This window comes from Cobetia sp. LC6 (assembly GCF_030264805.1).
Lineage (GTDB): Bacteria > Pseudomonadota > Gammaproteobacteria > Pseudomonadales > Halomonadaceae > Cobetia.
In genome coordinates this window covers 279,806-304,073 of record NZ_JASSPL010000002.1, presented here as the reverse complement: position 1 = coordinate 304,073, position 24,268 = coordinate 279,806, and the positions used below count along the sequence as shown (strand labels likewise).

At 64.6% G+C, this 24,268-nt stretch carries 20 protein-coding genes; 15 read left to right on the top strand and 5 right to left on the bottom strand.

The genetic code is table 11. From position 1 onward, the window contains the following. Positions 1-299: 299 nt before the first annotated feature. Positions 300-887: a type 1 glutamine amidotransferase domain-containing protein gene (locus QQF40_RS04625; protein ID WP_285460581.1), complete on the bottom strand. Its 588-nt coding sequence runs from the start codon at positions 885-887 to the stop codon at positions 300-302. Between the two features lie 215 nt (positions 888-1,102). On the opposite strand from QQF40_RS04625, the gene QQF40_RS04620 reads away from it, so the two are divergent. The 5 genes from QQF40_RS04620 to QQF40_RS04600 all read left to right on the top strand — a co-directional run bounded on the left by QQF40_RS04620 (position 1,103) and on the right by QQF40_RS04600 (position 6,032). Beyond that, complete coding sequence (locus QQF40_RS04620) at positions 1,103-2,995, top strand: DNA recombination protein RmuC (protein ID WP_285460580.1); 1,893 nt, start codon at positions 1,103-1,105, stop codon at positions 2,993-2,995. 324 nt (positions 2,996-3,319) lie between these two features. Next, on the top strand, positions 3,320-3,616 hold the full coding sequence (locus tag QQF40_RS04615) for a BufA1 family periplasmic bufferin-type metallophore (RefSeq protein ID WP_175090049.1): 297 nt from the start codon (positions 3,320-3,322) through the stop codon (positions 3,614-3,616). Between the two features lie 104 nt (positions 3,617-3,720). Further along, a complete protein-coding gene (bufB, locus tag QQF40_RS04610; protein ID WP_285460579.1) occupies positions 3,721-4,647 on the top strand; it encodes an MNIO family bufferin maturase in 927 nt (308 codons plus the stop codon). Beyond that, positions 4,644-5,450, top strand: a complete 807-nt coding sequence (locus QQF40_RS04605; RefSeq protein ID WP_285460578.1) for an HvfC/BufC N-terminal domain-containing protein — start codon at positions 4,644-4,646, stop codon at positions 5,448-5,450. Before bufB ends, QQF40_RS04605 begins: the two co-directional genes overlap by 4 nt. A gap of 108 nt (positions 5,451-5,558) precedes the next feature. Further along, positions 5,559-6,032 (top strand): DoxX family protein, encoded by a 474-nt coding sequence (locus QQF40_RS04600; protein ID WP_285460577.1) that lies wholly within the window; start codon positions 5,559-5,561, stop codon positions 6,030-6,032. A gap of 122 nt (positions 6,033-6,154) precedes the next feature. Here QQF40_RS04600 and QQF40_RS04595 read toward each other — a convergent pair whose 3' ends face one another. The 3 genes from QQF40_RS04595 to QQF40_RS04585 all read right to left on the bottom strand — a co-directional run bounded on the left by QQF40_RS04595 (position 6,155) and on the right by QQF40_RS04585 (position 10,308). Beyond that, positions 6,155-7,267 carry an App1 family protein phosphatidate phosphatase gene (locus QQF40_RS04595; RefSeq protein WP_175090046.1) on the bottom strand — a complete coding sequence of 371 codons (1,113 nt, stop codon included), beginning with the start codon at positions 7,265-7,267 and terminating at the stop codon, positions 6,155-6,157. 199 nt (positions 7,268-7,466) lie between these two features. Next, positions 7,467-7,946, bottom strand: a complete 480-nt coding sequence (locus tag QQF40_RS04590) for a Dps family protein (RefSeq protein ID WP_166019656.1) — start codon at positions 7,944-7,946, stop codon at positions 7,467-7,469. A 364-nt stretch (positions 7,947-8,310) separates the two neighbouring features. Then, positions 8,311-10,308 (bottom strand): BCCT family transporter, encoded by a 1,998-nt coding sequence (locus QQF40_RS04585; protein ID WP_285460576.1) that lies wholly within the window; start codon positions 10,306-10,308, stop codon positions 8,311-8,313. A 412-nt stretch (positions 10,309-10,720) separates the two neighbouring features. On the opposite strand from QQF40_RS04585, the gene QQF40_RS04580 reads away from it, so the two are divergent. The 6 genes from QQF40_RS04580 to QQF40_RS04555 all read left to right on the top strand — a co-directional run bounded on the left by QQF40_RS04580 (position 10,721) and on the right by QQF40_RS04555 (position 17,633). Then, positions 10,721-11,344, top strand: a complete 624-nt coding sequence (locus QQF40_RS04580; protein ID WP_175090044.1) for a hypothetical protein — start codon at positions 10,721-10,723, stop codon at positions 11,342-11,344. Next, a complete protein-coding gene (locus tag QQF40_RS04575; protein WP_285460575.1) occupies positions 11,344-11,781 on the top strand; it encodes a hypothetical protein in 438 nt (145 codons plus the stop codon). The genes QQF40_RS04580 and QQF40_RS04575 overlap by 1 nt, the downstream gene beginning before the upstream one ends. Before the next feature lie 124 nt (positions 11,782-11,905). Beyond that, positions 11,906-13,957 (top strand): sensor histidine kinase, encoded by a 2,052-nt coding sequence (locus QQF40_RS04570; protein WP_285460574.1) that lies wholly within the window; start codon positions 11,906-11,908, stop codon positions 13,955-13,957. Between the two features lie 16 nt (positions 13,958-13,973). Beyond that, positions 13,974-15,503 (top strand): sigma-54-dependent transcriptional regulator, encoded by a 1,530-nt coding sequence (locus QQF40_RS04565; RefSeq protein ID WP_175090041.1) that lies wholly within the window; start codon positions 13,974-13,976, stop codon positions 15,501-15,503. A gap of 122 nt (positions 15,504-15,625) precedes the next feature. Next, positions 15,626-16,387: a DUF1007 family protein gene (locus QQF40_RS04560; protein WP_175090040.1), complete on the top strand. Its 762-nt coding sequence runs from the start codon at positions 15,626-15,628 to the stop codon at positions 16,385-16,387. Beyond that, positions 16,377-17,633 (top strand): nickel/cobalt transporter, encoded by a 1,257-nt coding sequence (locus tag QQF40_RS04555; protein ID WP_285460573.1) that lies wholly within the window; start codon positions 16,377-16,379, stop codon positions 17,631-17,633. The genes QQF40_RS04560 and QQF40_RS04555 overlap by 11 nt, the downstream gene beginning before the upstream one ends. Before the next feature lie 149 nt (positions 17,634-17,782). On the opposite strand, the gene QQF40_RS04550 is transcribed toward QQF40_RS04555, so the two are convergent. Then, positions 17,783-18,211, bottom strand: a complete 429-nt coding sequence (locus QQF40_RS04550; RefSeq protein ID WP_285460572.1) for an HIT domain-containing protein — start codon at positions 18,209-18,211, stop codon at positions 17,783-17,785. Between the two features lie 404 nt (positions 18,212-18,615). Between QQF40_RS04550 and QQF40_RS04545 the strand changes: the two genes are divergently transcribed. The 4 genes from QQF40_RS04545 (at position 18,616) to QQF40_RS04530 (ending at position 24,218) form a co-directional block, all read left to right on the top strand. Then, a complete protein-coding gene (locus QQF40_RS04545; RefSeq protein ID WP_175090037.1) occupies positions 18,616-19,623 on the top strand; it encodes a TAXI family TRAP transporter solute-binding subunit in 1,008 nt (335 codons plus the stop codon). 363 nt (positions 19,624-19,986) lie between these two features. Next, positions 19,987-22,059: a TRAP transporter permease gene (locus QQF40_RS04540; RefSeq protein ID WP_254627132.1), complete on the top strand. Its 2,073-nt coding sequence runs from the start codon at positions 19,987-19,989 to the stop codon at positions 22,057-22,059. Positions 22,060-22,263: 204 nt separating this feature from the next. Further along, positions 22,264-23,043: a sulfite exporter TauE/SafE family protein gene (locus QQF40_RS04535; RefSeq protein ID WP_254627115.1), complete on the top strand. Its 780-nt coding sequence runs from the start codon at positions 22,264-22,266 to the stop codon at positions 23,041-23,043. Between the two features lie 179 nt (positions 23,044-23,222). Beyond that, complete coding sequence (locus QQF40_RS04530) at positions 23,223-24,218, top strand: zinc-dependent alcohol dehydrogenase family protein (protein ID WP_285460571.1); 996 nt, start codon at positions 23,223-23,225, stop codon at positions 24,216-24,218. Positions 24,219-24,268: the final 50 nt, after the last annotated feature.

Sequence of the window (24,268 nt, the reverse complement as noted above, 5' to 3'; positions counted from 1 at the left end):
ATTGCTCGCAATAGGGTTCTGAGATGCACGGCTGCACAATGGCCAACGAACCTTGGAGATGAGTGGTTCAGCCAGTGCTGCGAGGACACTTCACTTCTGCCACCAAGGCACCGGATTGCGCCCTTGAGACAACGAAAACGCCCCTGCCGAAGTGGCAGGGGCGTCTGTCGGTTCAAGCTTCAGAGCGTGCGGCTCTCTGGCTTGCGAATCTCTGGCTTGCGGATCTCTGGCTTGCGGATCTCTGGCTTGCGGATCTCTGGCTTGCGGATCTCTGGCTTGCGGATCTCTGACTTGCGACCTCAGGCGTGCTGATGCTGGTGCTTGCCTTCGGCCAGTTCCTCGAGCAGCTTGGCGTTGAACGCATCAAGATCTGCAGGCTTGCGGCTGGTGACCAGCGCGCTGTCACACACCACTTCGCTGTCCTGCCACTCGGCACCGGCGTTCTTCAGGTCCTGTGCGACGGAGGGGAAGGAGGTCATCTGACGGCCTTCGACGACACCGGCATCGATCAGGATCCATGGCGCGTGACAGATGGCGGCGACCGGCTTGTGGGCCTGGAAGAAGCTGCGCACGAAGCTCAGTGCGCTCTCGTCCTGACGCAGGGTATCCGGATTGAACAGGCCGCCCGGCAGCACCAGGCCGTGATAGTCGTGTTCGCTGGCATCGCTGAGTGGGGTGTCGACCTGATACTTCTCGCCCCAGTCGGTTTCGGCCCAGGCGCGAATGCCGTCTTTCTCCGGCGAGACGATGTCTACCTCGACGCCTGCCTCCTGCAGTGCGGCGCGCGGCACCGCGAGCTCGGATTCCTCGAAGCCATGGGTCGCGAGAATGGCCACGCGCTTACCTTGCAGTTTTTGACGTGTCTGCTGATCGGTCTGCTGTGTCATGCGAATCTCCTTTCCGTGCTTCGGCTCTTGCGAGCGTGCTGGGCAGAGAAGGGGAGAATTCTGCTCTCGGCGTGCGCCACTCATCGCAGTGGGCGCCGCTCGATGATGGCAGGCAATCCCCGTCCTTTCGTGCCCTGACACTCAAGACATGGATGCGCGATACTGACTTTCAAGGGGGTGACCCCGCTGCGTTTTCACAGGCCATGGAGTGCCCGATGTCGCTGCTTTCTGAATCATCCGCCGTGATGTGGTTGCTGGTCGGCGTGCTGTTGATGCTGTCGTTGATCCTGGGGCTGGGCTGGCGGCGAACCCGCGAGCAGCTCCGTGCGCTGCAGGAGAGCAGTGAGGAGGAGCAGCAATCGATGCAGCAGACGTGGCAGGCCTCGCTGGAGGAGTCGCGTGAGCGTCAGCAACAGGCCGAGCAGCGGGCGGCCCTGGTCGAGCAGCGTGCCGCGCTGGATGGGCAGCAGGCGGAGCAACAGCAACGCTATCTGAGCCAGTCGCTGGAGGAGGCGCGCCAGGCACGCGATGCCCTGACGGAGCAACTCGCCACGCTGCGCGAATCGCTGCAGGGGCGCCTGGATGAACAGTCACGCGCCTTGAGTGAGCAGCAGACGCTGGCACGCAGCCTGACCCGCCAGCAGGAAGTGCTGGAGGCGCAGCTGCTGGAGCGCGAAGAGCGTCTCGAGACACTGACCGAGCGCTACGCCGAGCTGCGCGAGACCCATGCCTCGCTGGTGACGCGTCAGCGTCAGGAGGCCAGCCATCACGAGCAGCAGCTGGCGTTGCTCAATGAGTCGCGCGAGCGCCTGAGTCAGGAGTTCGAGCAGCTGGCGGGCAAGGTATTCGAGGAGCGCCAGCAGCGCTTCACCGCCGCCAGTGGCGCCCAGCTCGAGCAGTTGCTCAAGCCGTTTCGTGAGCAGGTCGGCGACTTCCGTCAGCGCCTCGAGCAGCTGCATGGCGAGGAGGTGCGTGAGCGCACCAGCCTCAAGAGTCAGCTCGACCAGCTGGCGGGGCTCAACCGCCAGATCACCGAGGAAGCGGCCAACCTGTCGCGGGCGCTCAAGGGCGACAGCAAGATGCAGGGCAACTGGGGCGAGATGATTCTTGAGACCGTGCTGGAGCGCTCCGGCCTGCGTGATGGCATCGAGTTCAAGCGCGAGGTGTCATTCACCGGCGAGGGGGGGCGCCAGCGTCCGGATGCCATCGTCTACCTGCCGGACAACAAGCATCTGATCATCGATGCCAAGGTCTCCTTGACCGCCTACACCGAGTACGTCAACGCCGAGGATGACGTGACGCGAGCACGCGCACTGCGCGCGCATCTGTCCTCGGTGCGCGGCCATGTCACCGGGCTTGCGCGGCGCAATTATCCCGCCATCGAGGGGCTGGGATCGCCGGACTTCGTGTTCCTGTTCCTGCCGATGGAGCCGGCCTTCGCGCTGGCCTTCGAACACGATGACAGCCTGTTCCAGGACGCCTTCACCCAGGGGGTGGTGATGGTGACGCCGACCACCTTGCTGGCCAGCCTGCGCACCGTGGCGAGTCTGTGGAGTCTGGAGCGCCAGAACGACAATGCGCGTGTGATCGGCGAGCGCGCCGGAGCACTGCTCGACAAGTTCCGTGGCCTCGCCGAATCCCTCGAGGAACTCGGCACACAGCTGGGGCGCACGCGTGAGGCGCATGATACCGCCATGAAGCGGCTGGCCAGCGGGCGCGGCAACCTGATCAACCGTGCCGAGGAGCTGCTGGAGCTCGGCGCGCGCATGAAGAAGCCGCTACCGGAGTCGCTGGTGCGCCAGTCGCGTGACACCTTGCATCAACCCGAGCAGTCACTGGATCAGCCATCGACATCCGCGCCGCCGGCGCTAGATCGCCAGCCCGCGCCCGAGCCCGAACCGCCTGCCAGCGAAGAAGCGGCAGCCAGTGAAGGCCGGGGTGTCACCGGAGCGCCGGACGACGGGTTGTCGGACGCTGAGTCGCCGGACGCCGGGTCGCCGGGCGCCGAAGCCTCGGGTGCCGAAGCACTGGATGCCGAGGCAGGCCAGGCGTCTGCGTCGCTCTCGCGCTGGGAGCTCATGGAGCGCAAGTGGCAGGGCGATAGCTGATCGCCTTCATCGGCGACAGCTCGGCAGACAGCCGTTGTGTCAGCCCCTCAGACAGCAGATGACAGTCAACGCCAGCGGCCCCTGCATGGGGCCGCTGGCGTTTTTGCATGGCGAGGTCAACGCAAGCGCGGAGTATCGTCTCCGCATGCGGTGAGGGGAGTGTGGTCTGCGCGATATTGTCGAGTCGCGACAATAATTTCGATCTTTTCTGCATCCATCTTCCCAAGCCCCCCGTAAGTTGGATTGAGCCCGCAGCGCAGGGGCGAAAGTGATAGATAAATAACGTTTGGCTCATTAAAGAGCATTTTCTCAGGAGATGTGCCCATGTCTACCAAGACAAACAAGTCCGCCAAGACCGTTTTTGCCCTGGCTTCCGCGCTCGGAACCGCTGTCGCTCTGTCTACTGCTGTCGTCTCCCTCCCGGCCCACGCGGCGGGCATGGAAAAGTGCTACGGCGTGTCGCTGGCCGGTGAGAATGACTGCGCCGCTGGCCCGGGCACTTCGTGTGCCGGGACTTCGACCGTCGATTATCAGGGCAATGCCTGGAAGCTGGTGCCGGAAGGCACCTGCACCTCCATCGAGACGCCCAATGGCACCGGCAGCCTGGAAGAGATCAAGTAAGCATCACGCGTCGGGCTGGCTCGGTTTTCCCCGAGTACCCCCGAACTTGACGTCCGGTGGCCTGGCATCACGCCACCGGATGTCCACTGCCTCGAGAGGTCTTCATGCACCAGCCATTCCCTCCCTCCGGCAGTCCGGATTTCGGTGCGGCCTGTCCCTCACTCGACGAGATGGCCGTCGGCATCAGTCTCAAGGCGCAGCATGTGCGTGAGCTGATGTCGTCGCGACCGGCACTGGGGTTTCTCGAGATTCATGCCGAGAACTACATGGGCGCCGGCGGGGCCCCCCATGCCCGGCTGGATGCGCTGCAGGAGTATCCTCTCTCGATTCATGGTGTCGGCCTGTCGCTGGCATCGGAGCGCCCGCTGGATGCCACGCATCTGGCGCGCCTCAGGACGCTCTGCGAGCGTCACCCGCCCACCAGCGTGTCAGAACATCTGGCCTGGGCCGGCCATAGCGGCCACTTCTACAACGACCTGCTGCCGGTACCGCTGACGGACGCGATGCTGGCACGGGTCAGCGATAACCTGATGCAGTTGCAGGACACCCTGGGCCGTCAGGTATTGATCGAGAATCCCGCCCACTATCTGCGTTTCGATGCGCGCGAGCTGGGATCGGAACTGATTCCCGAGACGCATTTCCTCACTCGCCTGGTCGAGCGCAGTGGCTGCGGTCTGTTGATCGACGTCAACAATGTCTTCGTCTCGGCGCACAACATCGGTATCGATCCCGCGGCCTGGCTGGAGTCCATTCCGGCCCGCGCCGTCGGGGAGATCCATCTGGCGGGGCATGGCGAGGACACGCGTGAGGGCCTGCTGATCGACAATCATGGCGCACCGGTCTGTGATGAGGTCTGGGAGCTGTATGCCGACTTCATCAATCGCATCGGGCCGCGTCCGACCCTGATTGAGTGGGATACCCAGGTGCCGGCGCTGGAGGTCTTGCTGGGGCAGACCACGCGCGCTCAGGCGTTGCTGTACAGCACACGGGCGCAGCAGCTGACGCGCTCCGGCATGGAGGGCGCCCGATGAGCTCTCTCGAGCGGCATGCCAGCGCTGAGCGCCAGCCCGACTGGCAGCGCGCCTTCATCGAGGCACTCACTAAGCCCGATGCCGCGCTGCCCGGTATCGAGGCAGGCCATCAGCAGCGCCTCGATGTCTATCGCAACAATGTCTGGGCCAGCCTGATCAGTGCGTTGGAAGAGGCCTACCCGGTGACCCGACAGGTGGTGGGCGAGCGCTTCTTTGCGGCCCTGGCCCATGATCATTCTCGCCAGCATCTGCCACGCTCACCGCTGATGATGGAGTACGGGGCCGGGCTTGCCGAAACCCTGCACGCGACCCTGACCACATTGGTCGAGACGCGTCAGGTGTCGGCCGCTCAGCTGCCGTTCTATGCGGTGGACCTGGCACGCTTCGAGGCCGCTCGTCTGGTGGCCTATCACGCGGCGGACGCCGAGGCCCTGGTGCCGACACAGCTGGCGGGGTTGCCGCCTGAGGCAGTGATGGAACTCAGGTTCTCGGCGCACCCCGCAGCATGCCTGCTGCGCCTGGAACATGCGGTGCTCGAGATCTGGCAGCGCCATCAGCATGCCGGCGCGACGCTTGAAGGGCTGGATATCGCACGACCGGAGCAGGTGTTGATCACGCGCCCGGCGCTGGAGGTGCAGGTCGCGGTGCTGTGTGAGGCCGCTGCCTTGCTGCTCGAGCTGCTGCTGGCGGGGGAGACGCTGGCGGACGCGGCAGCGCGGCTCGCGGACGCGCACCCCGAGCAGGAACTGGGGCCGCTGCTGGCCCCCCTGCTGGCAAGTGGTGCCTTTCGCGCGCCGACCTGATTCTGCTCGGTAGCTTCCTGCTCTGTTCCATCCTGCACGGTTCTATCCTGCACGGTTCTTTTCCGCTCGACCCTTCGCGCCCTGGCGCACTCTTGAGGAGTTCTCATCATGAGCCTTGAATCATCAACGACGCCTGCGGTTCGGACCGGTGTGGCGGGGCAGGCCCTGAAAGTGTTCGTCTGGCTGGAAAACCTGCGCATGGATGCGGTACTGATCCTGATGCGTATCGTGGTCGGTGCCGTGTTCTTCATGTCGGCGCAGACCAAGGTCGACGGTTTCTCGATCAAGGACAGCACCTTCTTCCTGTTCGAGCACGAATACGCCTTGCCGCTGGTCTCGCCGATACTGGCCGCGTGGCTTGCGACCATCGCCGAGCACCTCTTCCCGCTGATGCTGTGGCTGGGGCTGGGGACGCGCTTCGCGGCGCTGGGGCTGGCCCTCATGACGCTGACCATCCAGCTGTTCGTCTATCCCCATGCCTGGGTGACCCACGGTCTGTGGCTCTCCAGCCTGCTGGTGCTGGTGCTGCAAGGCCCGGGACGCCTGTCGCTCGATCGGCTGATTCGCTCACGCATCGTCTGAGGCCGTCCTTCGGCTGTGCCGTCCGGTGAGCCATATGTCAGTCACACAAACGCAAGACGGAGACCTCGGGGTCTCCGTCTTGCGTTGTGTTGCCGCTACCTGTCCGCTGGCGTTCGAAGCGCTCAGGCCGGTTCGTCGGCGAGCTGGTGCTCGATCTCGGCACGCACCATCTCGACGCTGGCGGCATCGATGTAGCCGTTGGCATGCGCGTGGTGCGCCATGTCGAGGCTATTGGTGCTCAACAGCATCACGCAGCCGAGAGCGGCCAGCTCCTCGCCAAGCTGGTCCAGTTCGGCCTTGCGCGAGTCCGAATCGCCTATCTGGCGGATGTAGATCGCGCAGATGCGACCGGGATAGCGGCGCACGACTTCGGCGTAGACCTCCGGGTCATGCTGGCCGCTGTCGCCGATGAGCAGAAACTGCATCTCGTCATACAGGCCGAGCATCTTCTCGATCAGCGCCTGCTTGTGGTCTTCGGAGCGTCTGGGCAGCGGGCGTTGCAGGGTCAGCCCCCACTCGCGCAGGAACAGGATCGGCCCGACCGGGATGCGATTGTGCTGGAAGAAGACTTCCAGCATCTCGTAGATGCTCCACGGACCACGCGACACATAGAGCAGCGGGCGCTGCTGCTGGCCGTCATCACCCTCATGGAGCGCCTGATAGAGCGCGGCCACGCCGGGGAAGGCGGTGCGGCGTTCGGCAGACTCGATGAACAGGCGATAAAGCATCTTGAGCTTGTTGGCGACACCGGTGTACATCACGGTGTCGTCGATATCGCTGATCACCCCGAGGCGCGTACTGATGGGGGGGAGATAGACCTGTGCCTCGCCCTCCACCGGGGGCTGCTTTGGCGGACACGCCGTGATGCGGGCGGTATGCCATTGGCCCTGGTGCTCCAGTGGCGCATCGAGCGGCAGATGCACACTGAAGTAGCCATCGCGGTCGGTAATGGCGGTGGTGCGGTTGTCCCCCAGCGCGACCTCTACCTCGACGCCGCTCTTGCCCCAGCGCAGCATGCGGCGGCCGACATCCATCAGGTCGCGCCCGGCACCGGGGGCCAGCTGGCTGCGTGAGCCTGGCTGGCGGAAGATGCGCCCCATCAGAAAGGCTTCGCTGTGCGAGCCGTAGCCACGATAGGCGTGAATGACATAGCCATCCTTGCCCTGGGCGTGGCGCATGGGCTTGGCAGCCACATGCAGCAGCTTGCGTAGCAGACGTGTCAGCGGCAGTGACATGCAACCCTCCTGGTCGGTATTTGGCGGGCCTTCATGGCCACATGACAACGCCGCCTTCCGAGTCCCGCGTGTGCAGGGTCGAAAGGCGGCGTTCACACTGCGCGAATGCCTCGCGGCCCAGTGTCAGTCAAATACAGCGTCAGGCAGCAGTATCAGAGATCCGCGCTGCCATGTCCTGGCGCTGCATTGGCTTGAGCGCTTACTCGCCCAGGTAGGCGGACAGCATCCACACGGTCTTTTCCTGCTCGCGGATGTAGTCACCGACCAGTGAGGCGGTGCCTTCATCATCGGCGTCAGACGCGACGGACATGATCTCGCGCTGCAGTTCGATCAGAGACTTGTAACCGGTCAGCAGGCCCTTGATGCAAGCCGTGCCGTCGCTGACATGGGTGTCTTCCTTGATGGTGGCGACACGTGCGTAGTCACTGTAGGCGTGCAGCGGCTCGTGACCCAGGGTCAGGATACGCTCGGCGATCTCGTCGACCTTGGTCAGCAGGTCGGTGTAGGTTTCCTCGAACTTCACGTGCAGCTCGAAGAACTGGTTGCCCTTCACGTTCCAGTGGTAGCCACGGGCATTCATATAGAAGGTCTGGTAGTTGGCCAGCAGGATGTTGAGGTGCTCGGCCAGCTGAGTGGCGCTGGCAGTGTGCAGGCCGATGGCATTGGTATCGTTGGACATGAAGACTCTCCTGAAAAATGTGAAGTGAACGGCATTGTGGGGAAAGTGGAGATGCAGGTGGCGAGCCGTGCTGCCAGTATGCCACCAGTGTAGAGGCTGGTCGGGATGCAGGGTAACGAATTCACTGTATCGCCCTCATCGGCCGCCCCTATCGTCGCCGGCGCACCACCCTCAAGCCGTAGATGAATGCTTGGAAAGAGATGTGGTGCGCGCACGCGGTTTTCAAGGTCGCACACGGATATTGCAGCCAATGTCGTCAGCTCGGACATTCTGATTTCGGCCACATACGCAAAGGCCCCGCACGGGGCGGGGCCTTTGCGACAGCCATGTCATCAGCTGTCATCACTTCTGCAACGCTCAGGCGTCAGTTGCGCGCCATGTGCAGGAAGTGCATGTGCTTCTCGTACTGGTCCAGCACGTCGCCGATCACCTGCTCCTTGGTGTAACCCATGACGTCATAGGTCTGGCCACCTTCACGCAGGAAGACCTCGGCGCGGTAATGACGTTCCACGTCGCTGGTGCCCTTGCGCTTGACGTTGCGCAGCGCGAAGGCCGGTGCTGCGTATTCGCGCACCCGCACACCGTAGACGAAGTCGACTTCCTCGCCGTGGCTGACCTGCAGATAGCTGCGGTCTTCCTCGTCATTGACGCGAGTATCCAGGCCCTGGGCCTCGAATTCCTTCGCGACATCCGCCAGTGCCGGCGTGACGGTGTTGATCAGGTATTGCTCGACGTTCTTCTGACGCGGCGTCTCGACCAGGGTCTGGACGCGCTTCTGCCAGCTGCGTGCGCCACCGGCGGTGTGCCCCGGCGTGTTGCTCAGGTGCTGCATGGAGCGTTGCTTGACGCCCTCGAGACGCAGTGCCTTGAGCAGGCCATAGCAGACGAACATCAGGATGATCGCGAACGGCAGGGCAGAGGCCAGTGAGGCGGTCTGCAGTGCACCCAGGCCACCTGCCATCAGCAGCGCCACGGCGACGAAACCTTCGGAGAAGGCCCAGAAGACACGCTGCCAGACAGGAGATTCGTCACCTTCCTTGGAGGTCAGCATGTCGATGACCAGCGAGCCGGAATCCGAGGAGGTGACGAAGAAGGTCACTACCAGCAGGGTGGCCAGCATGGAGGTGATGCTGCCGAACGGGAAGAGCTCCAGGAACTTGAACAGCGCCACGGAAGCATCGGCGGAGACCGCTTCCGCCAGGTTGCCTGCGGTATCGGTGAGCAGCATGTGCAGGGCGCTGTCGCCGAAGAAGGTCAGCCACAGGAAGGTGAAGCCCATCGGCACGAACAGCACGCCGTAGACGAACTCACGGATGGTGCGGCCACGCGAGACGCGCGCGATGAACATGCCCACGAACGGGGACCACGCGATCCACCAGCCCCAGTAGAAGAGGGTCCAGCCACCCAGCCACTTGGACGGGCCATCTTCCGGGATATAGGCGAACATGTTGAAGGTCTTGTCGACCACTTCGCTGAGATAGCCACCGATGTTCTGGATCAGCGTCTGCAGCAGGAAGATGGTCGGACCAACGCACAGCACGAACAGCATCAGCGCCAGTGCCAAGCCAAGGTTCAGCTCGGAGAGACGACGGATGCCGCCGTCCAGGCCCATGACCACGGAAACGGTCGCCAGACAGGTGATGATGGCGATCAGGATGATCTGGGTGGTCAGGTCATTGTCGATATCGAACAGGTAATGCAGACCGGAGCTGACCTGCAGCACGCCCAGGCCCAGCGAGGTCGCGACCCCGAACATGGTGCCGAAGACGGCGAAGATATCGACGGCATGGCCGATCGGGCCATGGATGCGCTTGCCGATCAGCGGATACAGCGCAGAGCTGATGCGCAGCGGCAGGTTATGGCGGAAGCTGAAGTAGGCCAGTGCCAGCGCCACCACGGCATAGACGCCCCAGGCGTGGATGCCCCAGTGGAAGAAGGTGGTCTTCATGGCCTCACGGGCGGCCTCGACGGTGCCGGCATCGCCGACCGGAGGCGCAGTGAAGTGGAAGACAGGCTCGGCAACGCCATAGAACATCAAGCCGATGCCCATGCCCGCGGAGAACAGCATCGCGAACCAGGAGCCGTAGCTGAAGTCCGGCTCGGAATGGTCTGGCCCCAGCTTGATGTCGCCATAGCTCGAGAAGGCGAGACCCAGCGTGAAGATCACGAACAGGCCCATGGCCAGCAGGTAGAACCAGCCGACGGTGTCGATGATCCAGGTCTGGACATGACCGAAGGCGGTCTGCGCGGTATCCGGCATGGCGACCGTAAAGATCACGAACGCCAGAATCACGGCGGCGGAGCCGAAGAAGACTGGCGGATTGATCTTGGCGACCGTGGGCTGGTCGGCATTTTCTGACATAAATTTCTCTCCCTGATTGCCTATTCGTCGATAATGGTAACTTATTGAACCTGTAGCGTCGTGAGTTGTCCGCGCGATATCGTTTCCATATGTAACCAGTGTTGCGCGCGATGACCGGCGGTTTGCGCACCGAGCGAGTGGCACTGGTAGTACTGGCGTTGCGTGATCGTCGTGTGAAATGGCAATGCCAGTGCGGCCTTGTCACGGATTGTCGGGTGCTGGATACGGTAGGCGCTGGCATGGCTGGAGGCTAAGATGAGGTTTCCTGCATCCAGGGTATCCCGCTGTCTTGATACCATAATTATGCAGAAACCCTACAAGACTTATGTGTCAGTCTAGTGCCTCTGGTGTGTCTCATGGTGTGAAAATCATGATGTCGCGTCGACTCAAATGGCTGACCGGAGACGTTCGCATGCTCCATCGACTTTCCGAATTTCCCGCGCGGCCGGACCTGGCTGACACGTCAGCACGCTCGCGACTGCCGCGCATGACATTGCTCGCAGTGGGGCTGGTGCTGCTGAGCGGTTGCTCGGCCCTTTCCGGCAAGGACCCGCTGGCCGCGAATGACAGCGCTGGCCTGCCCGAGGCCTGCATCTTCCCGCGTCAGGGCGATGCCAATCAGTGGTTGCGTGCCGCGGCGCAGGTCGTGGAAGCCCGTGGTTACAAGATCCGCGAGAGTGAACAGGCGCTGGGCGTGGTGACGGGTGAGCGCAAGGTGGACCAGCCGGGCCTGGGTGCGATCGACGGGCCCTTCGGCTCGCGCATCGGCTTCTCGGTGGGCTATGGCGTCGCGGCAGGCAACGATTTCGGCGTGGGCGTCGGCCATGACACCTTCCGTGATGACCCGATCAGCTTCGAGCGCATTTCGCTGGTCGCGCCGGACGAGCGCGTGCGCGTGATCCGCGATGAGCAGGTCATCAATCAGGGTGGCTACGTCATCGATGCCCGTCCTCACAATGACAGCGACAGCTGCCGCCAGATCGAGCGTCAGCTGCAGGCCGCGCTGGCGGGTCGTGATCCACGGGAGGTTCGCTGATGGTCATGTGCAAGGTATCTCCACGCTCTCTGTGGCAACGTCTGGGGCTCGCGACGCTGCTCGCCGGTCTGCTGGTACTGGGTGGCTGCATGAATCAGCCGACCCATGCGCCGGACTCACGCACCGCGGTGATCGCCCCCAACAGTGGCACCCTGAGCTCCCGGCAGGTCTTCGTCACCCTGCTGACGACGCTGGCGGAGCGTGGCTTCATCATCGAGCGGGCAGACCCGGACCTCGAGCGTCTCGATGCCAGCTACGCTGCCCGGCCGCCGCTGGCGCTGGAAGCCTGGGTGAGCGAGGTCAACGGCCAGATTCGTCTCAGCGTGAGCGGTGACAGCAATGGCGCCGATATCGCGCCGGGCCGCCTCGACAACCTGCTGGTGGAGGTCGCCGTGACCCTGAATGCGCGCACCGTGCCGGTGATCGGCGCGCCGTGACTGCTCCGCACATGACAACTCCACGAGGTGGCCCCCAGCGTCGCCTCACTGGCCTTGTGCAGCACCTTGCAGGCAGGCAGAGCCGGAGCCCGGGCGAGCCCGCGCTCGCGCGGTGTGACTGCCCATGACGCTGAGTGCGCTGCGCCGTCGGCGTCTGGCCTGGCTGGCGCTCTCGGCCAGCCTGCTGGTCGGGCTGATGGCCTTGTTTGCTCTCTGGCACTGGGAGTTGGCGCGCAGCGAGCGTGATGCCCGCCAGCACGCCGCGACTCGTCTGAATTTCTACGCCAGCACCCTGAATGCCGAGTTGTCGCGCTTCCAGTGGCTGCCGGAATTGCTGGCACGCCAGGCCCGTGTGCGCATCGCCCTCGGCGAGCAGGGCGTTCCACCTGCGGCAACGGCGCCTGTGATCCCCTCAGATCAGCCCGATGCCGCCAGCGCCGTCGCTTCCCTAGGTTCGAGCAGTGACCTCAACCAGCATCTGCGGCGTGTCGCGCGCGCCTCCGGCGCGGCGGCCATCTTCCTGACCGACCGCGACGGCATGACCGTGGCCGCGAGCAACTTCGATCAGCCAGACAGTTTCGTCGGCTATCGCTACGACTATCGCCCCTATTTCATCGATGCCCTGGCGCGCGGGCGCGGTGAATTCTTCGCCGTCGGCAATACCACCGGGCGTCCCGGCTATTTCGTCTCGGCGCCGGTGCTGGCGGCCGAGGGCCAGCCGCTGGGCGTCATGGTGGTCAAGGTCTCGCTGGAAGCGCTGGAGGATACCTGGCGCCAGGCGGGAGAGACGGTGCTGCTCGCCGATGCCAATCGCATCGTGCTGCTGGCCTCGCGGCGTAACTGGAAATATCGCGCGCTGGAGGCGATCGAGCCGCAGGCGCTGGACAGCATTCGGGCGCAGCAGCAGTTCCGCGGAGCGCCGCTGACACCGCTGTCGCGGGAGTTGGAGGACGGTAGCCTGGTGCTGGGTGACAACCACGAGCTGGCGGCGTCGAAGATCGTGCCGCTGCCGACGGCGGCGATGGGCCAACGCTATCTGGATGAGTCGCTGGCCAGCGGGCCGCTGGGCTGGCAGCTGCATTTTCTGATGCCGCTGCGGCCACTTTATATTCAGGCGCGCAATGTGGTGCTGGTCGGGCTCGCCGTGATTCTGGGGCTGGCGATGATGGCACTGTGGATGCGCGAGCGTCAGGCGCGCCTGGGGCTGATTCGGCGTGAAGCGGTGATGATGCGCGAGATCAACGAGCGCCTCGAGGAGCGGGTCGCCCAGCGCTCGCGCGAACTCGAGGCCACGCGTGATGAGCTGGTGCAGGCCGGCAAGCTGGCCGCACTGGGCACCATGGCGGCCGGTATCGCCCATGAGCTCAATCAGCCGCTGGTCGGCATTCGCACCTACGCTGCCAGCGGCGGCAAACTGCTGGCGCGGGGCATCGCCTCCGCCGCAACGCGCCCCGAGTTGACCGCACGTGCCGCCGAATCCGCCGCCAGCAACTTCACGCGCATCAGTGAGCTGTCCGAGCGCCTGGCGGACATGATTCGCCAGTTGCGGGTCTTCGTGCGTCCGGCCAGTCAGCAGGCACCCGTTGCCCTGGCGCTGGCGCCACGCATCGACTTCGCACTGGAATTGCTCGCCGAGCGAGTCACCGCCCTCGATCTGACGGTGGAGCGGGAGGCGCTGCCCCGGGACGTCATCGTGATGGGCGAACAGGTGCGTCTCGAGCAGTTGCTGACCAACCTGATCCGCAATGCGCTCGATGCGCTGGAAGGGGAGCAGAAAGCGCAGCAGGCCGGTCAGCAGAGCGACGAGCCTGACGATGGCCGCGCGGCCCCGAGATTGCGCCTCAGTTGGCAGGCCTGGCCGTCAGTGGCCAGTCTTGAGGGGCAGCCGGGCGGATGTCTGCGTATCGAGGACAATGGCCCCGGCATCGACCCTGCGCTGCGTGCCACGCTGTTCGATCCCTTCACCACCACACGTGAGGTCGGTGAAGGCATGGGGATGGGGCTGTTTCTGAGTTATGGCCTGGCGCGCGACCTCGGTGGCCAGCTGCGTCTGGCCGATGGCTCTGCGCTGGGCGGCGCCTGCTTCGAATTGTGGCTACGTACGCCGGCGTCCGAAGCGGAGCACGCCACTGACGACACTCCACGGCAAGGCAGCGGGCAGCAATCCGTGACATGACGGGGTATTCGCACGAATGACAGGCTATACGCACGACAGCGCTGGCTTCGAGGGCGCAGAGGAGTTTGCCGCCACGGGCCTGGACCCGGCAGAGCTGCGCCTGCAGCAGGACAGCGATCTGACCCGCGAGGCCCCGATATGGCTGGTGGATGACGACCCGGCGGTGCGTGAATCCCTCACCCAGTGGCTGGAACTGGCCGAGATCCACCTGCGCTGCTTCTCGCGCGCCGAGGCGCTGCTGGAAGCCTTGGCTGCCGCCGAGCCGGTCAGCGTGGTGATCAGTGATATTCGCATGCCGGGCATGGATGGCCTGACGCTGTTGGCGCGGCTTGCGCTGCAGGCACCGGAGCTGCCGGTGCTGATGATGACCGGCCACGGCGATGTCGCCACGGCCGTTGCCGCGATGCAGGCCGGCGCGCGCGATTTCATCGAGAAGCCGTTTGACCCCGAAGCACTGGAGCTCAAGCTGCGTCAGGCGCTGGCGGGGCGGCGTCTGAGTGATGAAAACCAACGCCTGCGCCGCCGCTTGAGCGTGCGCGGCCTCAGTGGTCTGCTGCGTGGCGAGAGTCGTCAGATTCGCCAGCTGCGTGAGCGATTGCTTGAATTGCGCGGACATCCGGCGCGTGTCTGGATCAGCGGCGAGACGGGCAGCGGGCGCAGCACTCTGGCGCTGGCGCTGGCCGAGCATGCGCCGCCTGCTGAGGCATCGCTCTCATCTACCGCCATGCCGACGGCGGCGACGGCCTTGCTGGCGCGAGTGGAATGCGCCCCCCTGTCGCAAGCCAGGGCAGAGGGCGCGGAGGCACTGGCGAGCGCGATCGAGGATGCACTCGCGGCATGTCCTGCAGCCAATACCTTGCTGCTGCATGAGGTGGACCAACTGAGTGGCGCGCAATGGCAGTGGCTGGACGGCTGGATCGCCACTCGTGAGGACGGCGCCCGCCAGGCGCCGCGGCTGGTGTGCAGCGCGCTGTGCAGCGTGGGTGACTTGATGGCAAGCGGGCCTCTGACTCGCACCCTGGGGCATGCGCTGGCCGAGATCGAACTGACGACACCCGCCCTGCGCGAGCGGCGCGAGGATATCCCGTTGCTGATGGCGCACTTCAGCCGTCAGGCCGCCGAGGTGCACGAGGTGGAGGCGCAACCCTTCGCCAGCGGTGAGCTGGCTGCATTGATGGCGGCGGACTGGCCGGGCAATCTCTGGCAGCTGCGCCAGGCCGCCAGTCGCCGTGTGGTGCTGGGGGAATTGTCCACGACGCGACAGCCATCCGCGCCGGGCAATGCCTCAGCAAAGGAGAATGCAGATGAGGCCGGCAATGGTGGGAGCGACGAGGCGCTGGCGAGCAGCGAGGACCAGGGGCTGGCGGCACAGGTGGCGATGTTCGAGTCGACCTTGATTCGCGCCGCCCTGACCCGCGCACGCGGCAACATCGCTCAGGTGCTGGAGGAGCTGGCACTGCCGCGGCGCACGCTCAATCTCAAGATGCACAAGTACGGACTGCGCCGTGAAGACTTTCGTCATGGTCATGAGGATCCGGCGAACTGACCATCACCACTGCTTGTCGAAGGTGTCCTCGGGCTGCGTCGGGGTGCCGCCCGTCTGGTCATGAAGTAACATCCTGCCAAATCTTTCCTGTCGTCCCCGTGACGTTCTGCCGGAGTTTCTCGATGTCTGTTGCTGTTCATCGCCTGGTGGCGGCGCTGTCGTCCGCGCTGGCGCGTTTCCCATCTCGTCATGGCCTGCGCCCCGTAGCCTGGCTGACGCCGTTGCTGATGCTGGGCACCCTGGTCGTCAGTCAGCCTGCCGCCGCCCACCCGCACGGCTGGGTCGACCTGCGAGTGACGTTGCGTCTCGATGACCAGGGGCGGGCCGTCGCGATGCGCCAGTATTGGCTGCTCGACCCCTTCTACAGCCTGACGCTGCGTCAGGAGCTGTCCGCACTTGAGGACGATACCAGCATGGAGCAGCGTCTCGATGTGCTGGGCAGCGAGATTCTGGCCAATCTGTCGCAGTTCGATTACTACACCCATGTCACCCTGGACGGCGAGCCCGTGGCGCTTGGCAAGGCGACGCGCCAGACCACCTGGCTCAAGGGCGAGCGTGTCGCCTTCCAGATGGAGCTGCCGCTGGCCGAGCCGGTCGCGATGGCTGGCCACACCCTCAGTTATCGCATCTACGATCCCACCTATTACATCGAGATACTGCATGACCCGGACGCCATCGCCGTGCAGCAAGGACTGGTGGTGAGCGGGCTGGAAGGGCAGGGCTCGGCGCTGAGCTGCACGCCGGGAATCTCGCCGGCCGACCCGGACCCGTCCAAGGTCGCCGAGGCCTCGATGCTGGATATCAACGCCACTGCTCCGATGGATCTCGGCCAGTACTTCGCCGAAGTCGGCAGTGTCAGCTGTGAGGTGGCTGATGAGCAGTGAGCCGAAGGACACCAGCGGGCTTGGCGATATCAAGAGCCTCAAGGGCATGCGCGATGGCCTGCTGAAGCCGGCCACGTCGCGAGGGCGGCGCCTGGCCGGTTGGCTGGCGGTCGGCTGCGGGCTGCTCGTGCTGGGCATGGCGCTCTGGCCAGGCCTGGTGCAGGGCTGGGGCGAGGCGCTGGGGTGGGTCTTCGCCGAGCAATCACGTTTCCAGCGCTCGCTGGGGCGAGCGATGAGCGAGCTTGCCGCGCATCCGGGCACCCCCTGGGCGCTGATCGGGCTGTCCTTCGCCTATGGCGTGCTGCATGCCGCGGGCCCCGGGCATGGCAAGGTCGTCATCAGTACGCTGCTGGTCAGTCAGCCCATCGTTCGGCGCCGCGCGCTGTGGCTGTCACTGCTGGCGGCCTTGCTGCAGGGCGTCAGTGCACTGGTGCTGGTCGGCCTCGGGGCGGGGCTGCTCGACTGGGCGGGGCGCGATGTGCTCGGGCAGGTCGAGAAGGTCACCTTGCTCAGTCATCTCGGGGTGCTGGTACTGGGGGGGCTGTTGCTGTGGCGCGCCGCGCGTTCCTTGTGGCGCGCGCTCAGCGCCCGGGCTGTCTCAAGCCCGGTTTCAGGCACGACCAAGCCAGAGGCGTCAGCGATGCAGGGGCTGGCGTTCGAGCCGTCGCCTGGCCACGACCACTCACATTCTCACTCTCACTCTCACTCTCACGGCCATGTTCATTCACATGGACATGACTGCGGTTGCGGTCATGCGCATGGCGTGACGGCGGAGCAGGCCAGTGGCGACTGGCGCACCATGGGCATGGCGGTGCTGGCGATCGGCCTGCGGCCGTGTTCCGGCGCGATTCTGGTCTTGCTGGCCGCGCTGGCGCTGAATATGGTCGGCAGCGGGGTACTGGCGGTGCTGGCGATGTCATTGGGCACCGCGCTGACGGTGGGTAGCGTGGCGATGGCCACCTTGATCATGAAGGCCAGCGGACGTCTGGCGGCGGCCGGCGCGCGCCTGGGTGGGCCGCACTCGGACGGCCGCGCGCGTCGTCAGTGGCCGTGGGCGGCGCTGGTCGGTCTGCTCGGCGGCATCATCATCACTGTCTTCGGCGCCTTGCTGGTCGCCAGCAGTCTCAAGGCGCTGGACTCTTCCACCGGTCGTGGTGCTTCGCCGTTCGATCGCTCGGCGCCGGGCACCTCCCTCCAGAGCCCTCTGGGCCCGAGATCCTCAGGGCAGACCTCAGGCGACGAGTGAGATCAGCGCCAGCAAGGCTGGTATCCCACTGACTACCTGTCGCTTGCTACCTGCCACACACTACCTGCGAGTTACGACAACGGGGCCCATCGGGCCCCGTTGTCGTAGATGTGAAAGCGTAGTTGTCAGTGACAGCGCCGGTGACGCTGTCAGTAGGAATAGCTCGGCAGCTCGGCGATCTTCATGCGCAGGGTGTCGATCAGTACCGTCAGCGCCTCGTTGTCGTGGGGCTCGGCCGTGCCGACGCCCCACACCGGCCCCGGCCAGGCTGCATCATCGCTGCGGCGGGCGATCACGTGCATGTGCAGCTGCGGCACCATGTTGCCCAGTGCGCCGATATTGAGCTTCTCGCCGCCGCTCACCGTCATCAGCAGCTCGCCCAGTTGGGTGGTTTCCTGCCACAGCTGCTGCTGGGCGCTGCTGTCCAGCTCATAGATCTCGCGGATGGCATCGCGGCGCGGAATCAGTATCAGCCACGGATAGCGCGCATCGTTCATCAGGCGCACGGTGCACAGCGGCAGATCGGCCACGAAGTGAGTGTCGGCATCCAGCTGCGGGTGAAGGCTGAAGGGGGGCATCGTCTCTCCTTGATCGGATGGAGCAGGGCGGGCGTGAGTCGAGGGCAAAGGGTAACCCGAATCGTGGCGGACGCCTTGGCTTGAACACCCGCGAATGCCCTCAGTGTGACCAGATCGGCAGAATCCTGCCACTTTGCGGATTGCCCGTGCGCGCTCTGGAGGCTGCGCAATGCCCCCATCGCCAAATACCGCGTCGCGCGGACAGTTGCTAACCTTCTTCCTACGCTGAAGCAGAGGCTCGCAACGAACGCCCCACGCAAAAGAGGGCTACCTTGCGCATTGTCGGTCGCGACATGGCCAGCACCGCCCAGGGCCAGAGCCTGCTCAGCCGCTATGTCCGTCTGCCTACCCACATTACAAGAACGCTCAACCTGCGCCCGGCAGGTTCGCCAAGGAGTCACTCCATGCAAAAGCGCCAGATCCTCAAGGCCGGTCTCGGTCTCGCCATCGCAGCCTCTCTTGGTCTCAGTGCCGTGGCTCAGGCGGAAGGCAAGTACATCATGGGTACCGCCACCACCGGTGGCACCTTCTACCCGGTCGGCGTGGCACTCTCCACGCTGATCAAGGTCAAGCTCGAGCCGACCGCCGGCATCTCCGTGTCCGCGATCTCCTCTGCCGGTTCCGGCGAGAACCTCAAGCTGATGGAAGAGGACCAGGCCCAGTTCGGCATCATCCAGGGCCTCTACGGCGCCTGGGCATGGAATGGCACCCCGCCGGTCAACAAGGCGCACAAGAACCTGCGCAGCATCTCGATGCTGTGGCAGAACGTCGAGCACTTCGTGGCCCGCAACGATGAGGTCAAGACCGGCACCATCGAGGACATGACCAACTTCTACGGCAAGAGCTTCTCCATCGGCAAGAAGAATTCCGGCACCGAAGGCTCGGGTCGCTTCATCCTCGAGCAGCTGGGTATCGATGCCGACAAGATGGATCTGGCCTACATGGGCTATGGCCCGAGCGCCGACGCGATGCAGAACGGCAACATCGACGGCATGAACATTCCGGCCGGTGCACCGGCCTCCGCCGTGACCCGCGCCTACGCCAACCTGGGCGGTGAGATCACCACGCTGGACTTCACCGAAGAGCAGCTGGCCAAGGTCAACTCCCAGTTCGAGCTGTGGACCCCGTATGAAATTGCCGCTGGCACCTACCCGGGCCAGGACGAGGCGATCAACACCATCGCCCAGCCGAACATCCTGGTGGTGCGTGACGATGTCTCCGAAGAAGACGTCTATCAGATCACCAAGACCATGTACGAGAACCTGCCGTTCCTGAACAACATCCACCCGGCCACCAAGGCCATGGCCCTCGACAAGGCCATCGCGGGCCTGCCGCTGCCGCTGCATCCGGGTGCCGCACGTTACTTCAAGGAGCAGGGCATCGAGATTCCGGCGCGCCTGATCGCCGAGTGATCCACACCTGATGTTCCCGCTGCCCTCATCGCTCGCCTCTGGCGGCGGTGAGGGCAGCGCAGTTTCCCAGACCAATAAACCACCGCCGGTCCGGCGCCATGTCACTGCCCCGCGCGGACAAGGTGAGGCGCAGGACCAGAGCAGTGCCCACGAATGATTGTTGTAGAAGCCCGTATTCTCCTCGCAAGCCCGGGCGCATGGTGACGCAAGTCGCCGCTGCGCCATCGCTGTCTGATCCCGTCTTGAGGCAACGCCATGCATGATTCCCGCTCGCCAGAGCCCTCTCGTCCCACTGATAGCGAAGCGCAGGAGCCGGATCTCTCCGGTGTGCGCGACGAATCCGCCGAAGCTGCGCCGTGGCGCATGGAGCTGCCCTGGCTGGGGCGTGCCGTCTTCGTGATCTCCATCGTCATCTGTCTGGCTCACCTGTACTTCAACACCGTCTCGACCCTGTCGGAGCTGTGGGTGAGCGCCTTGCACTACGGCCTGTTCGGTCTGCTGTGCGCGCTGACCATTCCGATGCTGACCCCGGCCAGTGATGGTGCCAAGCGCTGGGTGCTGGGCGTGGATGTCCTGCTGGGGCTGGCGGCACTGGGTTGCGGCCTCTACCTGATCGGCTTCGAGGATGCGCTCTATGACCGTGGCGTGGTGTTCTCCACCGCGGACTGGGTGGTCTCCATCGTCGCGGTCGGTCTGATCCTCGAGTTCGCGCGTCGCACCACTGGCTGGTTCATCCCGGTGTTGTGTCTGATCGCGCTGACCTACGTGGCCTGGTGGGGCAAGTATGTGGGCGGCGTATTCAACTTCCCGGGCCTGACCTGGGAGACGGTGCTGTTCAGAAGCTTCATCGGTGGCGAAGGGATGCTGGGCTCCATCGCGCGCATCTCCTGGTCCTACGTGTTCATGTTCATCCTGTTCGGGGCCTTCCTGGTCAAGTCCGGCGCGGGTGACTTCATCATCGATCTGGCGCGCTGCGCGGCGGGTCGCTTCAAGGGTGGTCCGGGCTTCGTGGCCGTGTTCGCCTCCGGCCTGATGGGCTCGGTGTCAGGCTCGAGTGTCGCCAACACCGTCTCCACTGGCGTGATCACGATTCCTCTGATGCGCCGTGCCGGCTTCCCGGCGCGCTTCGCGGCAGGCGTCGAGGCAGCCGCCTCGACCGGTGGTCAGCTGATGCCGCCGGTGATGGGTGCAGGCGCCTTCATCATGGCGTCCTACACCCAGGTGCCGTACCTGACCATCGTCGGCGTGGCCGCCTTGCCGGCGCTGCTCTACTTCCTGTCGGTGGCAATGTTCGTGCGCATCGAGGCCAAGCGCTCCGATGCCACGGCGCTGGACGACCCGCAGGGTCCGCGTCTCAAGGACGTGCTCAAGGATGGCTGGCACTATCTGGCACCGCTGTTCGTGCTGGTCGGCGCGCTGATCTATGGCTTCACGCCGACCTACGCCGCCGGCATCGCGATCCTGTCCGTCATCGCGGCTTCTTGGCTGTCGAAGAATCCGATGAAGCTCGGCGACATCATCGAGGCGATGCTGGCCGGGGTGCGCAACATGACCACCACCGCGATCCTGCTGATCACCGTCGGCCTGATCGTCAACGTCGTCTCCACCACCGGTATCGGCAACACCTTCTCGCTGATGATCACCGACTGGGCGGGTGGCAGCCTGCTGATCACCATCATCCTGATCGCGCTGGCGTCATTGATTCTGGGCATGGGTCTGCCGGTGACGGCGTCCTATATCGTGCTGGGCACGCTGTCCGCCCCGGCGCTCTACAACCTGATCGCCCATTCCCAGCTGGTGGATCTGCTGGCGGCGGGCAACCTGCCGGAGCAGGCCAAGGCCATCTTCATGCTGGCAGCCCCGGACAAGCTGGATCTGCTGGGCGCGCCGATGAGCATGGACGCCGCCCGCGAACTGCTGGCGCTGGTGCCGGATACCTTCCAGAGCCAGCTGTATGAGCAGGCGCTGTCGCCGCACGTACTGACCATGGCGCTGGTGAGTGCGCACATGATCATCTTCTGGCTGTCCCAGGATTCCAACGTCACGCCGCCTGTCTGCCTGACCGCCTTCGCGGCAGCCGCGATCGCCCGCACGCCGCCGATGAAGACCGGCCTGATGGCCTGGAAGATCGCCAAGGGCCTCTACATCGTGCCGCTGCTGTTCGCCTGGAGCCCGCTGATCTCCGGCGACATCGGCGAGATGCTGACGGTGTTCGTGTTCGCGCTGTTCGGGATCTACGCCATCGTCGCGGGCCTGGAAGGCTATCTGGAGCACGAGCTGCCCTGGTGGCTGCGTCTGGCGATGTTCCCGCTGGGTGCGCTGATGCTGTGGCCGCATGGTCAGCTGACCTACGACCTCGCGGGTCTGGTCATCTTCCTGGGCGTGCTGGCCTACAGCGTGCGCCAGAGTGGCCGCCAGCAAGCGCTGGCGCACTGAGCCAGGCGTGTCGGATGAGCGCCAGACGCGTCAGCCGATATGGCTGAAGCAGGCGTGACGCGACGCGATATGCTATGAACGATGCCCGGCATCACTTTCCCCCGCTCAGTCACGCGAGGGTGGTGTGTCGGGCATCGCGCGCTCTGGGGCATGTCTGCCACAGGCGTCTTCACTCAACGGAATAGTGGGACAAGGAATGTCGGCATGATGTCGGATGTTGCAGGGCTGACAAGCGGCCTTGATCTGATCAGCGTAGTGGCGCTGATTGCACTGGGAGGCGTGGCCGGTTTCATCAATGTGCTGTCGGCGGGTGGCTCGATGCTGACGCTACCATTGCTGATGTTTCTCGGTCTGCCGCCTGCCCAGGCCAATGCCACCAATCGCGTGGCGATCGCGCTGCAGAGTGCGACCGCGACCAGCACCTTCCTCAAGGCGGGTGCACACAACATGGGGGTGGCCTGGCGGCTGGCCGTGCCTGCCGTGGCAGGCGCCATGCTGGGGGCCTGGCTGGCGACCCGCATCAGTGCCGAGGCCTTCGAGAGTGTCCTGATCGTGGTGATGGTGGTGTGTTCGATCATGATGCTGCTGCCGACGCCGCGCATCGACACCCGTGAACTGACGCCGGAGCGCGTCACGCCCGTGGTGGTGCTGGCGATGTTCGGCATCGGCATTTATGGTGGCTTCATCCAGGTCGGTGTCGGCGTGCTGTTCATCGTGGTGCTCTACCGGCTGCTCAAGATCGACCTGACCCAGGTCAACGTCTTCAAGGTCTTCATCGTGTTGATGTATACCCTGCCGGCGCTGGCGGTGTTCGTGTTCGATGGTCAGGTGCGCTGGGCCTATGGTCTGGTGCTGGCGATCGGCAACATGAGCGGTGCCTTTCTCGGCGCGCGGGTCAACATGAGTCCCGCGGGGGCGCGGTGGGTCAAGTGGCTGACGGTCGCGGTCATCTTCATCATCGTGCTCAAGCTGGCGCTGACCTGATGCTGAGTCGATGCTGACCTGATGCTGACCTTATGTTAGACACGGAGTAAGCTCGCGGTAATCTGAACGGAATGCCTGCCTGTCCTGTCGACACACCGGCATGCCGCTCACCCCCTATTCATGATGGCGCCGAGCCCGGCTATGGCGTCTCTTCCTTCATCGTTCAGGAGTCTTTCCTCATGCAAGCCATGGTCATCGAGCAGTACGGCGGTCCCGAAGTGTTCGTCGAGCGCGAACTGGAGACCCCGACACCGGCGCGGGGGCAGGTGCGTATCAAGGTGACGGCTTCCAGCATCAATCCCATCGAGACCAAGCTGCGCAGCGGGCTGGTCAAGTCGCACCCGGAATTCCCGGCCATTCTCAATGGCGATGTCTCCGGGGTGATCGATGCCGTCGGCGAAGGCGTGACGGACTTCTCCGTCGGGGATGAAGTGCTGGGCTGTGCCGGTGGCGTCAAGGGCTGGCAGGGCGCTCTGGCGGACTACATGATCGCCGACACCCGGGTGATCGTGAAGCGCCCGAGCCTGGCGGCGCTGACGCTGGAAGAGTGCGCGGCCTTGCCGCTGGTGTTCCTGACGGCCTGGACGGCGCTGGTCTCGCGCGGTCAGGTCAAGGAAGGCGAGCACGTGCTGATCCACGCCGGCACCGGCGGCGTCGGCCATGTCGCGGTACAGATCGCCAAGTATCTCGGCGCGCATGTCACCACCACCGTGTCCAGCGAAGCCAAGGCGGATCTGGCGCGCCAGCTGGGCGCCGACGAGATCATCAACTACCGCGAGGAAGCGGTCGCGGACTACGTGACTCGCCTGACCTCCGGGCGTGGCTTCGATCTGGTCTTCGACACCGTCGGTGGGGATAACCTGGATCGCTCCATCGAGGCCACCGCGACCTCCGGCCGTCTGTGCTCCATCAATACCCGCTCGACCCACGATCTGACCCAGCTGCACGCCAAGAACCTGTCGCTGCACGTCATCTTCCGCTCGGTGCCGCTGCTGACCGGTATCGGCATGGACGACCAGCCGGAGCTGCTCAATGCCTTGAGCGAGATGCTGGAGGCCGGTGCGGTTCGTCCGCTGCTCGACGAGCACCAGTTCAGTTTCCGTGACGTGGCCAAGGCGCACGAGCTGCTGGAATCCGGCGAGGCGCTGGGCAAGATTCTGCTGGTAAATCGTTGAGTGTTGGCACCTTCGGCCAGTGAGGGTGTCTCACCTTCGTTGGCCGTTGA